The sequence below is a fragment of the Rhizobium sp. WYJ-E13 genome, from assembly GCF_018987265.1.
GTDB lineage: Bacteria > Pseudomonadota > Alphaproteobacteria > Rhizobiales > Rhizobiaceae > Rhizobium.
In genome coordinates this window covers 2,211,559-2,226,884 of sequence record NZ_CP076853.1, presented here as the reverse complement: position 1 = coordinate 2,226,884, position 15,326 = coordinate 2,211,559, and the positions used below count along the sequence as shown (strand labels likewise).

The following is a 15,326-nucleotide window of genomic DNA, read 5'->3' as shown; positions in this document are numbered from 1 at the left end:
TTATCGGCATGCTGACGGCGGACCAGGTGACTCTGGCGATAGAGGCACATCGCGGCTATTGTCCATGCCGACGCGTTGAAGCTCTTGCAGGACCATTTCATGCCCGACCGGTCTGAACCCGTTTCGTCCGCAGTTGCGCCACAGCGCAAATGGATCGGCTTTCTGGCCATGTGCCTCGGCATGTTCATGGCGATCCTCGACGTGCAGGTCGTCGCAACCTCGCTTCCGACCATCCAGTCGGCGCTCGACATCCATCCGGATCAGATGAGCTGGGTGCAGACCGCCTATCTCATCGCCGAGGTGGTGGCGATACCGCTGACGGGCTTCCTGACCCGTCTGCTGACGATGCGCTGGCTCTTCGTGACCGCGCTCTCGCTGTTCGTCATCGCCTCGGCAGGCTGTGCTGCGAGCGGCAATTTCGGCGAACTCATTGCCTGGCGGGTCATCCAGGGCTTTTCCGGCGGCACGCTGATCCCCTCGGTGTTTTCGGCCGTCTTCATCCTGTTTCCCGATAAGCGGCAGGCGCTTGCGACGACGATCGCCGGCGTTCTCGCGGTTCTCGCGCCGACCATCGGGCCGATCGTCGGCGGCTGGCTGACCGAGACCTATTCCTGGCACTGGCTGTTCCTGATCAACATCATTCCCGGCATTCTGGCAGCGCTCGTCGCCATGCGCTCGCTTCCCGGGGAGAGTGTCAATCTCTCGGAGCTCCGGCATCTGGATATCGTCTCGTTGCTGCTGATGGCAGCGAGCCTGGCAGCGCTGGAAATCGGCCTGAAGGAGGCGCCGACGAGCGGCTGGACCTCGCTCGCTGTCGCCGGTCTCGTCGGTCTGTCTGTGGTCTCAGGATGCGTCTTCGCATGGCGGTCGCTGCGCAGAGCGATACCTGTCGTCGAGCTCAACAATTTCAGCAACAGGAACTTTCTGGTGGGGTCCGCGCTGAGCTTCGTTCTCGGCATCGGGCTTTTCGGTTCCGTCTATCTCATGCCGGTCTTTCTCGCCTTCGTGCGCGGACACAACGCGCTCGAGATCGGCATGACGATGCTGGTGACGGGCATTGCCCAGCTCGTCACCGCGCCGATCGCGGTCGCTCTCGAAAAGCGGACGGATGCCCGATTGCTGTCTGCTGTCGGTTTCACGCTCTTTGCTGTCGGCATCGGCATGAGCGCGTTTCAGGATCCGCGGACTGATTACGATGCGATGTTCTGGCCGCAGATCATCCGCGGCGTGGCCATCATGTTCTGCCTGCTGCCACCAACGCGGCTGGCCCTCGGCACCCTGCCGCCGGAGCGCATTCCTGACGCGAGCGGTCTGTTCAATCTGATGCGCAATCTTGGGGGCGCGATCGGCATCGCGCTGATCGACACTGTTATCTACACCCGCTCGGACCCGCTCGGCCAAGGCATCTGGGACCGGCTGAAGGCGGGAGATATCGATATTGCCGCTTTTGTCGGCGCGCCGCTGCAGGCAATTGCGGGGCATCAGGGAGAGTTCGATGCGGATACGACAGCGATGCTCGATCCGTTGGTGCAGACGGCGGCGACCGTTCAGGCGATCAACGAGGCGTGGATGGTGGTTGCCGTGCTGACGGGGTGTGCGTTGCTGTGGGTGCCATTTGCGCGGAGGGTGGCGCCCCCGGCGGGGTGAGCGATGCATCGAAATCATCTGTCCTCGTGCGGTTTTTGCCGTCTTTCGTCGAAGTTTCCTGGGGCTGGATTTCGCCTGTGACGAACGCCTAACCTCGTCACGGTTATTGACAAGGTGCGTAATTTACATACATATCAAACCATGCAGGCAGTGGCAGAACTTCATGCGTTCCGCAATACGGCAAAGTCGGCGGGAATGTCTGACGAGGACATTGCGGAGCTTGTTGACTATCTCGCGGCCAATCCTGATGCAGGTGATGAGATGGAAGGAACAGGAGGTTGTCGAAAATTGCGTTGGGCGATCCGCGGAAACAACAAAGGTAAGAGTGGCGGCGTAAGGACAATCACTTTTTACACTGGAGAAAACCTACCCGTTTTCCTGCTGACCGTTTTCGGGAAAAGCCAAAAGGCAAACCTCACAAAGGCGGAACGAAATAGTCTGAAGAAGATTTCTGACGCAATCGTGCAAGAGTATTCAAGAAGGGTGTTACCCGTCGCCGTCGGAGAATGAACATGAGCAAGAAGGTATTTGATCAGATCGCAGAGGGCTTGAACGAGGCTTTGGCCGTCGCTCGCGGCGAAGCTGTGCCGTATAAGCTCCATGTACCCGCCGAAATCGATGTAAAGGCCATTCGAATACGCACTGGACTAACCCAGAAGGATTTCGCTTCTACCTTTGGCTTTGGGTTCGATCAGCTCAAGCAGTGGGAACAGGGCCGCGCACGGCCTGTGCAGGCCATGCGTGCTTATCTGCTCCTGATCAACTCCGAGCCAGGGAAAATGGTGGAAGCGCTTCGCAAACTAAACGTGGCGGCGCACGAAGAGCCTCAGAAGCGCGCAGCATCCTGACGACTGCTCGCTTTAGTCGATCCGCCCGCGGTCGATTTTCAATCGATCCGCTTGAGATCCCGCGCAAAGCGCTGCCAGTTGCGGACATATTTCCTCGCGCCTAAGTGATCTTCGCAGCCGCCTCGTCGTCCAGCGTGCGGGCGTCCCACCCGAGCATCGAGACTTCGGCGACGGATTCCAGTTCGCTGCGGCTTGCTCCATCGCGGGCGAGGATCGACATGCCGCTCTGGACGGTCTGCACGAAACGGGCGAGGCCATGAATGTCGGTCGAGGCTGGAATTTCGCCTGCCGATACCGCCTGGGTCAGGCGCAGTTTCAGAAGGTCGAGCGTGACGGCGCGGGCGGTTCGCACCAGTTCGCCGAGTTCGGCATGGCCCTCGCTGCCGACCGAGGAGAGGGCCACCATGCAGCCGAGGGGAATATCGACGACGGAGCCGGTCAGGACCGCCGCCGAGTCCATGAGAAGCGCCTTGATAGCTTCGCGTGCCGTAGGGGCGGCGCGAAAGCCCGCCCAGACAAGCGCCTCGTTGGTCTCGTGGTAGTAGTTTAATGCCTCGGCGTAGAGCGCCTCCTTCGAGCCGAAGGCCGCGTAGAGGCTTGGCGATCCGATGCCCATCGCCTCGGTAAGGTCGGTGATCGACGTCGCCTCGAAACCCTTTTCCCAGAACAGGCGGGTCGCGTTCGCGAGCGCAGCTTCCCGGTCGAAGGCACGCGGTCGCCCTCGGGTGCGGGTGGCTGTCGTATCCTGGGCTTGCGGTGCCTGGTCGGATTTCTGCATCGGTCACTATTTAAACCCGCCGGGGCGCCTCGGCAACGGCTCGAGATATTTTTGTGTCGATCGATATAATATTCTTGACGGGTGCGTTCGGCATTCCCAACTAATTCTGTGTCGATCAATACAGAAAGGGACGATTGATGACTGAACTCGCTGGAAAACGTGCTCTCGTGACGGGCGCATCGCGTGGGATCGGTGCCGCCATTGCGGTGGCGCTCGCCGAAAAGGGCGCCGATGTCGCCATCACCTATGAGCGCTCTGCCGATCGCGCCGCCGAGGTCGTTCGCGCTATCGAGGGCAAGGGCAGGCGGGGATTGGCAATCCAGGCCGACAGTGCCGATCCGGAGGCCGTGAAGCGCTCGGTGGAGGCGGCGGCTCGCGCGCTTGGCGGTCTCGACATTCTCGTCAACAATGCCGCCATCGCGCTTTACGATACAATTGCCGGCTTCAGCGTCCCGCAGATCGATGCGCTGCTTGATGTCAACGTGCGCTCGCCGGTGCTCGCTGCGCAGGCCGCCATTCCCCATCTGCAAGCCGGAGGCCGCGTCATCAATATCGGCTCGGCCGGCGCCGAACGCATCGTCGGCGATACCGGCACGGTGTATTACATGACGAAATCCGCGCTGCAGTCCTTCACGCGCGGTCTCGCCCGCGAACTCGGACCTCGGGATGTTACCGTCAACCTGATCCAGCCGGGATCAACCAATACGGACATGAACCCGGCCGACGGGGAATTTGCCGATTTCCAGCGCGCCCTGATACCGCTCGGCCGCTACGGCGAGCCGCAGGATGTGGCGGCTGCCGTCGCCTTCCTCGCAAGCCCGGCTGCAAGGAACATCACAGGCGCCATTCTCAATGTGGATGGCGGCTTGAACACCTGAGACCTCTGGGCTTCGGGAAGATCAGCACCAGGAAAAGGCTGGCCGATGCCGGCCTTTTTCGCATCCTTGAAAGCGCTGGCAGAAGAGATGCATGCCAGAGTTCGCCGCTCGCCTTCTCGGCAATAGTCGATCCACCCCCGATCGGCGCAAGCTGATCGGTAGTCGGCAGTCAGTCGAGGTGATGCAGAGGCTATTCGATCTGAATGCCGGCCGCTGTAGGGGCAAAGTCATGGCTGAAGGACAAGGCTGCGGCGCATGGAGGACTACAGAATCGTTCGCTTTGATATCGGGAATGCAAACTAGGCCGTGAATCGTGGGGCCGCGTCAAGTTGCGGAGAAAAGTGCCGCTGGCGTCTCGGCCTCAGGCGACGGACCATCCACCGTCCACCAGCAGGTTCGCGCCGGTGATCAGGCTCGCAGCCGGCGATGCAAGGAAGACTACGGCACCCACCACATCATCGGTTTCACCGATTCGACCGAGTGGAATGTGATCGAGCGTCGCTTTGCGATTGTCGGCATCGGACAGAAAAGGTGCTGTGCCGTCGGTTTGAATGAACGTCGGCGATACGGTATTTACGGTGATATCGTAGCGTGCCCATTCGGCTGCGAGGCAGCGCGTGAGGTGATTGATTGCCGCCTTGCTCATGCAATAGATTGCCTCGCCACGCAGTGCCACGGTACCGGCCTGTGAGCTGATGTTGATGATCCGGCCCCCATGGCGCTTGATCATGTGACGGCCAACTGCCTGCGTCATCAGAAAGGTGCCCTTGATGTTGACATCGAGTATCTCATCAAGATCCTTCTCCTCAACGAGTTCGGCAAGATTGCCCGGAGCCACGCCGACATTGTTGACGAGGATGTCGATCCGACCGAACGTGGCAAGCGCCGCGTCGACGGCTTGTGCGATATGGGCCTTGTTGGGAATGTCCAGTTCGACAGGGAGAACTTTTCGTCCCATGCCCTCGAGTTCGGCAACGAGGTCCGCCGAGGCTGCGACATCACGGACCCCCAAAACAATATCGGAGCCTGCTGCGGCACAGGCAAGTGCGCAAGCCCGACCGATGCCACGGCTCGCTCCCGTCACCAAAGTCACCTTGCCCGCAAGGCTGAAGTCCGGCGCGTTCTTCTGCATCATGATGCCTCCCTCGATGAAGCTCATTTATGCCAGCGTCGGCTTGCGGATGCCAGATGTTCTGCGCATACCAATGAGCTTCCCCGCCGGATCATGCTGACGCATCAGGGCTGCTTTGCCCATATCCATAGGCCATCGCCTCGATCTCCAGCGCACGAATGGCCTTGCCGTGCGATGGCAATCAGGGAGTTGTCGGGGAATTCATCGCCCTCGGTAATGAGCGCGTCGGCGCCGATGAGGCAGGTGTTGCCGATCTTGCAGCGGCGGTCATTCCTAGATTCCGGCGTACCACTCGTAGCCCCGGTCTTCCCAGAAGCCGCCCTTGCCGCCCCACAGGCCGGCGAAGCTGTCCTTCATCTCGATCCGCATTAGGTATTTGGCATGCTTGTAGCCGAGCTGGCGCTCGACGCGCAGGCGAAGCGGGGCGCCGTGGGCGACCTCCAGATCCTTGCCGTTCATCTGGTAGGCGAGGATGGTCTGCGGGTGAAAGGCGTCAATAAGATCGATGCTTTCGTAGTAGGTTCCGCTGCCGTCCAGCGTCAGTTCGAGCTGGTCTGCGCAGTAGAAGACGGCATAGCGGGCGGCAGGCTTCAGCCCCACGCTCTGCAGCAGTGGTCCGAGCTGCGCGCCCGTCCACTTGCCGATGGCGCTCCAGCCCTCGACGCAGTCGTGCCGGGTGATCTGGGTGCGTGAAGGCAGCTTCTTCAGATCTGCGAGCGAAAGCTCGACGGGACGCTCTACCAGCCCGTCAATCTTCAGTCGCCAGTCGGCAAAGCCGGTTGCCATCATCTGCGCATAGGCTTCGCTGTCGGGCTGGCTCGTGCCGTTCGGCCGGAATGTCGGCGAGATATCGGCTTCGGAATATTCCGGCGCCAGCTTGTCCCTGGGAACGAGCAGCCGCTGGCTTTTCATCGTCAGCGTCTCGGCCATATCGAGAACGGACTGGACATTGGAGTTCTGGACGACATCGTCGCAGCCGGTCAGGCCGAATGCACCGAGGCCGGCAGCCGACCCGATCAACAGGCCGCGGCGTGTGATGGAGAAGGTCATCGATCGTCCCTTTCGGTTTCGATCACGTAGCGGCCCGTTATCATCGAGCGCATGTTGTTCCAGAGGCCGGACAGGATCACCATTGCGATATGCACGAAAACGAAGAGGACGATCGACCAGGCGCAGATGAAGTGGATCGACCGGGCCGTTTGCCTGCCGCCGAAGAGGTCGAGCAGGAAGGGATAGCCGGCATCCATGGCGGGCGACATGGTCAGGCCCGTTGCAAACATCAGCGGCAGCAGGATGAAGATGACGATCAGGTAGGCGAGCTTCTGCAGCACATTGTAACGCCTTGCCTTTTCACCCTTGGGGAAGCGCAGGCGCGCGTGGTCGGCTATCTCCTGCCCCAGATGGCGCGGCGAGATCTCTTCCCCGCTCGGTGCCAGATCGCGGCGGAAATGGCCTGACAGAAAGCCGATGAGCGCATAGATCGATCCGTTGATGACGAAGAGCCAGGCAAAGAACAGATGCCAGCGGCGGCCGGTTGCGAGATCCTGGTAGCTCGGAATGGTGATCCAGGAAGGGAAGCCACGCTCGGCCGCGTCATCGCCGGTTCCCGAAACGCCGAGAAGACCTGTTGTCGTGATCTGCAGCTTGCCGATGCGAAGCACGCCGCGCGTTGCGCCATCCTCATCGACGGCACCGATCGACAGCCATGACGGGTCTGCATTCGCGCCGTACTGGCCCCAATAGAGCGCCGGGTGGGCATTGAAAATCTGCAGCCCGCTCATCAAAAGCAGGCTGAGACAGAGAACGTTGATCCAGTGTGTAATGCGGGTCGCCAGCGAGTGCCGGCGGATGATTGTTGTCATCGGGCCTGCTGGAGTGGCCTGGCTGTGATCGTCGAGTGTTGCCATGATCGTTTTCGATGTCCGGTACCGTCACGCCCCTACTTGCATGTACGTAGGCGAAGCGGGATTTGTTACTGGCGTTCCGAAGTTTTTTCTTCGCAGCCGCGAACCTTTCACCGGGAAAGGCTGGCGGTGCGGCTTTCAGGACATCCGGGCGACGCCGTCACAAGTGCGTGAAGCTGTAACGAATGGCGTTCCACCTGCGAAGGAGAACGAGATGCAGATCACCAGGGAGCACCGCCATGAAACAATCCGCCGCGTTCAATCTTGCGATCATCGCAGCAGTCTTCGGCCTTGGTTCCGCCGCTCAGGCCGGCGCTGGGCAATCGCCTGCGGTCGTCGAACTGTTCACCAGCCAGGGCTGTTCCTCATGTCCTCCGGCCAATGCCAATCTCGTCAAGCTCAGCAACGATCCTGATGTGCTCACTTTGAGCTTCTCGGTGACTTATTGGGACTATCTTGGATGGAAGGACATTTTCGGGAGGAGGGAGTTCACTGACCGGCAGGTGACCTATGAGCCGGCACTCGGCCAATCCGGCCCTTTCACGCCGCAGATGGTGGTCAATGGCCATCAGTCGACCATCGGCTATGATCTCAACGAGATCCGGCGCGTGATCGCGTCCGAGCCCGCACTATCCGGCCCTGGGATCGCGCTTGTCCGGAATGCGGCTGTCATCGACGCTGCGAAGGACCGGACCGCCGCCGCCGACGTGTGGCTCGTCCGCTACGCTCCGGGCACCGTGCAGGTTCCGGTCGCCAGAGGCGAGAATGCCGGCGAGACATTGCCGCATGCCCATGTCGTGCACGAACTGACGCGTCTCGGGACCTGGAACGGCAAGATGTTGAGGTTGCCGATCCCGGCTGCAACCGGCGACCTCAAGAGCGCCATCATCGTCCAGGAGCCGAAAGGCGGCAGGATTCTCGCCGCAGCAACCGACTGAAAACTGCTTCGCTGACCGATCCTCCTGCGGTCGCCTACGATCCCGCGGTCGATTTTGGTCGATCCGCGCGGTCGATTGTCAATCGATCCGCACCAGATCCCGCGCAAAGCGCTGCCAGTTGCCGACATATTTCTTCGCGGACTGGGCGATCCTGGCGACCGCCTCGTCGTCCAGCGTGCGGATCGCTTTGGCGGGTGAGCCGACGATCAGGGAATTGTCGGGGAATTCCTTGCCTTCGGTGACTAGCGCATTGGCGCCGACGAGGCAGTTGTTGCCGATCCTGGCGCCGTTCAGGATGGTGGCGCCCATGCCGACGAGCGAGTTGTTGCCGATCGTGCAGCCGTGGGTGATGGCGTGGTGGCCGATGGTGCAATTTTCGCCGATCGTCGTCGGGAAGCCGGGGTCGGTGTGGACCATGACGCCTTCCTGCAGGTTGGTGGCCTTGCCGATCGCGATCGGTTCGTTGTCGCCACGCAGCACCGCGCCGAACCAGATGCCGACCTCTTCGGCAAGTTCCACATCGCCGATCACATGCGCGTCGGAGGCGATCCAGAAGGTGCCTGGTGGAGGCAGTTTCGGCTTGATGCCTCCGAGCGCATAGATCGCCATCGCTGCCTCCTCAGACCACTTTCAGCGACAGCGTCGCGATGCCGTCGACGCCGCAGGAAATGCTGTCGCCCTTGTTGATGGCGGCGACACCGGCAGGTGTTCCGGTCATGATGACGTCGCCTGGGGCGAGAACGAAGAGTTTCGAAAGCTCTGCAATGATTTCCGGCACTTTCCAGATCATCTGGTTTAAGTCACCATCCTGCTTTTTGACGCCATTCACCTCCAGCCAGACGCGGCCGGCGGTGGGATGGCCGATGCGGCTGGCCGGGACGATGGGAGAGACCGGGGCGGAATGTTCGAAAGCCTTGGCGAGCTCCCACGGGCGGCCGAGCTTCTTGGCTTCGGCCTGCAGGTCGCGGCGGGTGAAATCGATGCCGACGCCGTAGCCATAGATGCAGTCGAGCGCCTTTTCGGCGGGAATATCGGCGCCGCCGGCCTTCAGCGCCAGCACGCATTCGACCTCGAAATGCACATCGTTCGACAGCGGCGGATAGGGGAAGTCCCTACCGGAAAACAGGTTGTCGGCATTCTTCTGGAAGAAGAAGGGCGGCTCGCGGTTCGGGTCATGGCCCATTTCGATGGCGTGGTCGGCATAGTTGCGGCCGACGCAATAGACGCGGCGGACGGGGAAGCTTTCTGCGCTGTCTTCGACGGGCAGGAGAACGGGCTGCGGCAAGGGAATGACGGTGGCGGGAAGGGACATGATGGGACTTCTTGGCTGATTGACGAGTCTTCGACATCCTAGACGCAAAAGGCCGCCGGGGGAAAGTGCGGTGTGGACCGGGTTAGTCCTGTGCGAGGGCGCCGCGCATCAGCGCGTAATAGGCCGCAAGCTCCGGTATGGCTTTCGGCAGGGTTTCGAAGGCGGGATCCGCCATGGTCAGTGTGCCCGCATATTTCGCCTCCAGGAAGGCGTTATGCTCCGGCAATACCGCGCGGTGCGAGCCGTAGAGCACGGTGAAGATGGGCGAGGGGACGGTGCGGCCCTTGACGATGATGCGGTCGAGTTCGACCACGGCGTAGCGGTCGGCGACAAGGCGGGCGGTTTCCTCGCCGAGCAGCAGGGCCACGCCATAGTTCTTCGAGGCGCCTTCGAGACGAGAGGCGAGGTTGACGCTGTCGCCAAGGCAGGAATAGTCGAAGCGGCGGGTGGAGCCCATATTGCCGACGATGCATTCGCCGGTATTGATGCCGACACCCATTTTCAGGACATGCAGCGGCCGGCCCGACGCGATGGCTTCGCGCTCCAGATCGCGGTTCAGCGTGGCGATCGCATCCTGCATGGCAATCGAGGCCTTCACGGCATGCAGCGCATGGTCGGGGTCGTCGAGCGGCGCATTCCAGAAGGCCATGATGCAATCGCCCATATATTTGTCGATCGTGCCGCCGTGATCCATGACGACATCGGATAGCGGCGTCAGCAACCGGTTGATCAGCGTCGTCAGCTGCTCGGGATCGTCCTTCATCGTTTCAGCGATGGTGGTGAAGCCACGCACATCGGAAAACAGGACGGTCAGCGTGCGCCGCTCACCGCCGAGCTTCAGCTGCGAGGGATCGTTGGAGAGGCGGCGCACCAGATCGGGTGAGATATATTGGGCGAAAGCGCGGGTGATCTGGCGCTTCTGGTGGCGCTCCTGCGCATAATCGAAAGCCGCCTGGCCGAAGGCGACCGCGACGAATGCAACGGTCGGCCCAAGCGGCGAGACGAAGACATGGGTAAAGCGGATGCCGGCATAACTGGCCGCCGCAAAGGCGAGAACAGCAGCGGCAGTGGCGACCAAGGTGCGCCAGCTCGTGGCTTTCCAGACGGTGGCGGCGGCCAGCAATACGGCAATGAGGATGCAGATCGCGACCAGCAGCAGGCCGGCCTCCGTGATCGCCAGGCCATGGACGATATTGTCATAGATGGTGGCCTGTACCTCGACGCCCGAGATCAGCTTGCCGGTGTGCACCGTGTAGGGTGTGGCATAAGCATCGACGCCGCCCTGGTCGATCTCGGGGGCATTCTGCAGGCTGAGGCCGACCAACACGACACGATTCTTGAATATATCGGGCGGCAGGAAATTCCTTGGGTCGAGCGCCTGATAGTAGGAGACAGTGGGGTAACTGCGGGCCGGGCCGAGGGACTGGACGAGCGCGCCTGCCGGCAGATGCGGCGCCTTGATGCCCGCAGCCTTGGCAAGCTCCATGGCGAAGCCGTCCTCATAGGATGGAATATTGCGGAAGATGCCGTCGCCATTCAGCGTGATGGAGGCGATGCCGGTGCGTGCGCCTGCCTGCGTCAACTGCGGCAGCGGCGTGGTGCGCACCAGCTGATCGGCCTGTGGCGTCTGAATGAGCGTCTCATCGCCGGCGAGCACCACGTCCGGGCCGACGACGGATGTTATCGCCTGATCGTTTTCGGGCGTCGAAGGCTCGGCCATGATGATATCGAGGGCGATCGCCTTTGCGCCGGCGGCGCGCAGCTGTTTGACGAGTTCGGCATGCAGGCTGCGCGGCCAGGGCCATTGAGCATTGATATCGGCAAGCGCCGGCTCGTCGATCGCCACGATGATCGGCCCGCCATCGGGCGGGGTCGGGTCGTCGATGGTGGAGAGATAGTCGAAGGTGCGCAGCTCCGTGAGCGACCAGGCGGGCAGGCGCGAGATCAGCGAAATGGTGATCAGCGTGACCAGCGCCAGTACAAGCAGGCGAATGCCGCGGCTGGAGAAGGGCCAGCCGGGCGGGCGCCCGGTCTCCCCGCGCGGCAGATCCGGACGCTCTGCGTTGGGGCGTTGCAGGGCGGCCGGGCGCGCCATCATCAGAAGCGGATCTTCAGGCTGCCCTTGAAGGCGCGGCCCCAGCCGGGCACGCCGGGCGTGATTTCGAAATCCTCGTCGAGCAGGTTATAGGCGGCGGCTTCGAGCGCGATACGCTTGTCGAAGGGTTCCCAGATGAGGTGCGCGTCGACGCTCCAGTAATCGTCGAGCTTGGTGCCGAGATCGTCGCCATCACGCTCGCCGATATAATTGGCGGCAACGGTGGCTTTCACCTTGGCTTCGTTGACCCAGGTGAGTGCGACTTGGCCGGAGTTTTGCGGGATATAAGGCAGGTTGCCACCGTAGTTCAGCGATCCCTGATCCTTGTTCTCGGAATCCATATAGGCGTAGGTGGCGGACAGGCCGAAGCCGTTGCCGAGCGCGACGTTAGCGGTGACGGCGGCGCGGTCGATCGAGCCGCGCGAGAGCGACATACTGTCATCGGCAGGAAGTGCAATCAGCGGCAGATCGATGGAGAAATCGTGCAGTTCCTGATGCTGGTATTCGACGGAAGTGAAGAATCTGTCGGTCCACTCTGCATCCCACTGGAAGGCTGCCGTGTCCGCATAACCTTCGGCACTGACCGAAAACTGATTTGCCTGCAGACCAAGGATGCCGATGGGGGCAAGAGTAGGAACGCCGAGATCGAGGCTCTGGCGCATGAAGGCGGCGCGCAGCCACTGGCTCTGGGTCGGAGCCCAGGCAAGGCCGAAGCGCGGTTCCAGCCGGCTCACATCGACGCCGTCGCCTTCCATGCGCGTACCGAACAGGGCGTATTCGCCTTTCAGGTCGGGCGTAATGTCATGCAGAACGTCGATATAGGCGCGGCCGATATTGACGGTATTGCTTACAGGGTTGGGGCCGTCGGTGGTTTCGGGGATAATCAGAAGCCTGGGAAAGAGATCATGCAGGCGAGAAGACGTGGTCGTGCTGCCATCGATCCAGCCGCCTTCAATGCCGTATCGCCAGGTCAGGGGACCGTTGCCGATGGAATGGCTGAGAGCTCCGATATAGGTCTTCGAGGATGATTCCTCCGTAGTGTCCAGGAAGGGAATGACTTCCGGATCGGGCAGGCCGAAGAGCGGCGCATCATCCACGCTTAGGAAGTTATCGACCTTCGACTTGGTTTCCGAATAGAGGAAGGCTCCGTTCAGGATGTTTTCATAGCTGAACGTGTGGCTCCAGCCGATACCGGCATTAGTTATCTCTGCATCGACGAGCCGATCGGAATATTGCGAGGTCACGATATCCGGAAGGCCGGCGCCAAGAAGATTGAGGAAATCCGTCAGCGCCGTGCCTTGTGACAGCGCATTCAGCGTTCCGCTATTCTTGGCATGGTTGACATAAGCCACCACACGATCGTCGGGCGTCACAGTGGCCGTTATATAGCCGTTGCCACCGAGCAGTTTGTTATCGGTCGCATAGCCCCCGAAGCCCGAGTAGGTGCCGTCCAGCGCCAATTCCTCCCAGGTCAGATTGCCGTAGAAGCTGATCGGGATCGTCGCGTTCGAATAGCCCTGGATTTCCGCTTCGCCAGTGCGGCGTGTGTGGCCATCGACGCTGTTGATGCCGCCACCGACCGAGCCTTCGATGAAGGGCACGTCGAACAGCGATGCTGAGCGCGAACGGCCGGACAGCATATGCGGAGAGAGCAGCAGGCCCTGAATGAAGGACGAGTAGCTTGACGCATTGGCCCGGTTCAGGATGACATTGTCGTCGCTGAAGCTCGTCGCATTGACGAATGGGAAGATGCTGCCCTTGATCGACTGATCGATATAACCGCTGCCTTTGAAGGGATCGAAGACGGCATCGCCATAATAGCGGCCCCAGGCATCCAGCCCCTGCAGGCGGAAGGCGTTGTTCAGAGTCGAGCCGGCGCTTTGATTGGCGCCGAGCCCGCTGAAATCGCCGCCACGGGCGCGCGAGCGACGCAGGAATTCCTGCGCATTGGCGATTGCGCCATCGGCATTGTAATCGTCGATATCGACGGCGGTGCGGAAAGCGGAGATGACCGGATCGTTATCATCCAGGCGATTGGCATTGTCGAGCGCCTGTTGGGAGGGGAGGCGATCGCCCTTTTCATAATGGGCGGCGGCAAGCATCAGCTGCGATTGTGAGTGACCCGGATTGGCGGTGCTGGCGGCGAGCAGATCTTCCAGCGCCTTGTCACGCTCGCCGGTCTGCAGATAGTAGCGGCCGCGGGCAAGCAGCGCGATATCGAAGGACGGGTCGAGGGCGATTGCCGTGTCGATCTCGCGCTTGGCCTCCTTCATCCGGGCCTGATCGAGATAAAGGATCGCGAGGTTGGCGTGCAGCAAGGGGTCCTGCGGATCAAGCTCGATCGCCTTCTTGAAGGCTTCCTCGGCTTCGCCATTGGCATCGCGCGAACTCTGCAGCAGTCCGAGCGAATTGAGCGTGCCCGATGCGCCGGGGGCAAGTTCCAATGCGCGGTTCAGGTCTGCCAGCGCGCCGTTGATATCGCTTTCATAGGCAGCTCTGTAGCCTGCGCGGGCGGCGAGCGCCATCGGATGATCGGGGTCGAGCGCCAGCGAGCGTTCAAAGGCTTCCTTCATCTGCTTGCGGTCGTCGACGAGCTGCGCGAGCTGGGCGCGGACCGCCGGCAGGGTTGGATCATCGGGATAGCGCTGTTCCGCTTTCCTGATGATCTCAAGCGCGACAGGCGGATTTTCCAGGAAGCCTGCCGTATAGGCTTCCATGATCGCACCGTAGGGGCCGGTGGTGTTTTTCGGCGGCGGCTCGGCATGCGTGGGGTCGGCCAGAGACCGGGCGAAATAGCCGCCATATTGGGCCATGTTGCGGCGGGTCGGGTCGAGATGCGGCAGGGCCTTCTGGAAGAGCTTTGCCGCATCGCCATAGCGCTTTTCGGAGCCGGCGATGGTGGCGTCGAGCAGGTCGACGCGCGCCTGCTGGGCGACCGTCAGCTTGCGGCCGCGGATATTCTGTAGCGTTGCGGCTGCAGCCTGACGGCCGTCGAAGGCGCTTTGCACTTCGGCAAGTTCCAGCCAATCATCCGTCGTGCGGCGCGCAGGCGGCAGGGCCAGCAACCGCCTGCGCTCTGAGGCCATTCGGTCGGCGCGCAGCGGCGAAGTCGGCATCAGGCCGAAGCCGTCGCGCAGGTCCAGATAGAAGAGCATCTGCTCGCGGTCGTCAGGGTTGACGCTGATGATCTTGTGCGGCGCCTGGCCGATGGTGGCGACAGCGCCTTCGCCCTCGTTCACCTCGACGCTGCCCTGCGGGTTGCTGAGCGCCACGCGGCCTTCGAGCACGATCATCGAGGTCCTGGCGCCTTCGACGGTCATGGTCCAGTCCGTGCCGCGGATGGCGGCAGCGGCGGCAGGGGTTTCGACCGTCAGGCCCTGGCCGCCACGCTGGGCGCGCGCCCAGATGGTGCCGGACTGCAGGTTGAGGATCGTGTCGCCGGTTTGCGACATCTTCTTGACCTGCAGCGCGGAATTGCGGCCGAGGCGGATCTGCGTGTGATCGGAAAAGAGGATGGCGAGCTGGCCGGTGGCATTGGTGCGCAGCACGTCTCCATCCAGGAGGTCCTGATTGAGATCGACGACGCGCCAGTTGGTGACATCGACGAAGCGTACTTCCTCGCCGGTCTTGCGGGCAATGACAGAGCCTGCAACCGGAGTCGGGCGCTGAACCGGTTCGGCTGCAACCGGAAATGCAAGTAAAGCTGACATGAGCGCAAGAGATGTGCTTGCGCACAGAATAGACTTCGGCCCCGACATTGACAGATACCCCCGCATCCTTTTCCCGTTTGGCCA

General features: G+C 61.7%; 13 protein-coding genes and 1 pseudogene. 5 read left to right on the top strand and 9 right to left on the bottom strand.

The window, feature by feature from the left end; translation table 11 throughout:
- Nucleotides 1-99 precede the first annotated feature (99 nt).
- The 3 genes from KQ933_RS11265 (at nt 100) to KQ933_RS11255 (ending at nt 2,495) form a co-directional block, all read left to right on the top strand.
- On the top strand, nt 100-1,647 hold the full coding sequence (locus tag KQ933_RS11265) for a DHA2 family efflux MFS transporter permease subunit (protein ID WP_216754964.1): 1,548 nt from the start codon (nt 100-102) through the stop codon (nt 1,645-1,647).
- 141 nt (nt 1,648-1,788) lie between these two features.
- Complete coding sequence (locus tag KQ933_RS11260; protein WP_216754963.1) at nt 1,789-2,157, top strand: type II toxin-antitoxin system RelE/ParE family toxin; 369 nt, start codon at nt 1,789-1,791, stop codon at nt 2,155-2,157.
- Between the two features lie 2 nt (nt 2,158-2,159).
- Nucleotides 2,160-2,495, top strand: a complete 336-nt coding sequence (locus KQ933_RS11255; RefSeq protein WP_216754962.1) for a DNA-binding transcriptional regulator — start codon at nt 2,160-2,162, stop codon at nt 2,493-2,495.
- Nucleotides 2,496-2,595: 100 nt separating this feature from the next.
- Here KQ933_RS11255 and KQ933_RS11250 read toward each other — a convergent pair whose 3' ends face one another.
- Nucleotides 2,596-3,273 (bottom strand): TetR/AcrR family transcriptional regulator, encoded by a 678-nt coding sequence (locus KQ933_RS11250; RefSeq protein ID WP_216754961.1) that lies wholly within the window; start codon nt 3,271-3,273, stop codon nt 2,596-2,598.
- Nucleotides 3,274-3,410: 137 nt separating this feature from the next.
- On the opposite strand from KQ933_RS11250, the gene KQ933_RS11245 reads away from it, so the two are divergent.
- Nucleotides 3,411-4,151 (top strand): SDR family NAD(P)-dependent oxidoreductase, encoded by a 741-nt coding sequence (locus tag KQ933_RS11245; protein WP_216754960.1) that lies wholly within the window; start codon nt 3,411-3,413, stop codon nt 4,149-4,151.
- A 361-nt stretch (nt 4,152-4,512) separates the two neighbouring features.
- On the opposite strand, the gene KQ933_RS11240 is transcribed toward KQ933_RS11245, so the two are convergent.
- The 4 genes and pseudogenes from KQ933_RS11240 to KQ933_RS11230 form a co-directional block, all read right to left on the bottom strand.
- Nucleotides 4,513-5,283, bottom strand: a complete 771-nt coding sequence (locus tag KQ933_RS11240; protein WP_216758889.1) for an SDR family NAD(P)-dependent oxidoreductase — start codon at nt 5,281-5,283, stop codon at nt 4,513-4,515.
- A 179-nt stretch (nt 5,284-5,462) separates the two neighbouring features.
- Nucleotides 5,463-5,540: pseudogene (locus KQ933_RS33435) on the bottom strand (gamma carbonic anhydrase family protein); the annotation flags it as partial.
- A gap of 16 nt (nt 5,541-5,556) precedes the next feature.
- Nucleotides 5,557-6,333: a molybdopterin-binding protein gene (locus KQ933_RS11235; protein ID WP_216754959.1), complete on the bottom strand. Its 777-nt coding sequence runs from the start codon at nt 6,331-6,333 to the stop codon at nt 5,557-5,559.
- A complete protein-coding gene (locus tag KQ933_RS11230) occupies nt 6,330-7,190 on the bottom strand; it encodes a cytochrome b/b6 domain-containing protein (protein WP_216754958.1) in 861 nt (286 codons plus the stop codon). The genes KQ933_RS11235 and KQ933_RS11230 overlap by 4 nt, the downstream gene beginning before the upstream one ends.
- 236 nt (nt 7,191-7,426) lie before the next feature.
- Between KQ933_RS11230 and KQ933_RS11225 the strand changes: the two genes are divergently transcribed.
- The gene (locus KQ933_RS11225; protein ID WP_216754957.1) at nt 7,427-8,125 is read left to right on the top strand and encodes a thioredoxin family protein; all 699 of its coding nucleotides are present in this window, start codon (nt 7,427-7,429) and stop codon (nt 8,123-8,125) included.
- Nucleotides 8,126-8,203: 78 nt separating this feature from the next.
- Here KQ933_RS11225 and KQ933_RS11220 read toward each other — a convergent pair whose 3' ends face one another.
- The 4 genes from KQ933_RS11220 to KQ933_RS11205 form a co-directional block, all read right to left on the bottom strand.
- Nucleotides 8,204-8,734, bottom strand: a complete 531-nt coding sequence (locus KQ933_RS11220; RefSeq protein ID WP_216754956.1) for a gamma carbonic anhydrase family protein — start codon at nt 8,732-8,734, stop codon at nt 8,204-8,206.
- 10 nt (nt 8,735-8,744) lie between these two features.
- Nucleotides 8,745-9,437 carry a fumarylacetoacetate hydrolase family protein gene (locus KQ933_RS11215; protein ID WP_216754955.1) on the bottom strand — a complete coding sequence of 231 codons (693 nt, stop codon included), beginning with the start codon at nt 9,435-9,437 and terminating at the stop codon, nt 8,745-8,747.
- Nucleotides 9,438-9,519: 82 nt separating this feature from the next.
- Nucleotides 9,520-11,535 (bottom strand): adenylate/guanylate cyclase domain-containing protein, encoded by a 2,016-nt coding sequence (locus KQ933_RS11210; RefSeq protein ID WP_253958228.1) that lies wholly within the window; start codon nt 11,533-11,535, stop codon nt 9,520-9,522.
- Nucleotides 11,535-15,242, bottom strand: coding sequence for a FecR domain-containing protein (locus KQ933_RS11205; protein ID WP_253958227.1), 3,708 nt, complete (start codon nt 15,240-15,242; stop codon nt 11,535-11,537). The genes KQ933_RS11210 and KQ933_RS11205 overlap by 1 nt, the downstream gene beginning before the upstream one ends.
- Nucleotides 15,243-15,326 lie beyond the last annotated feature (84 nt).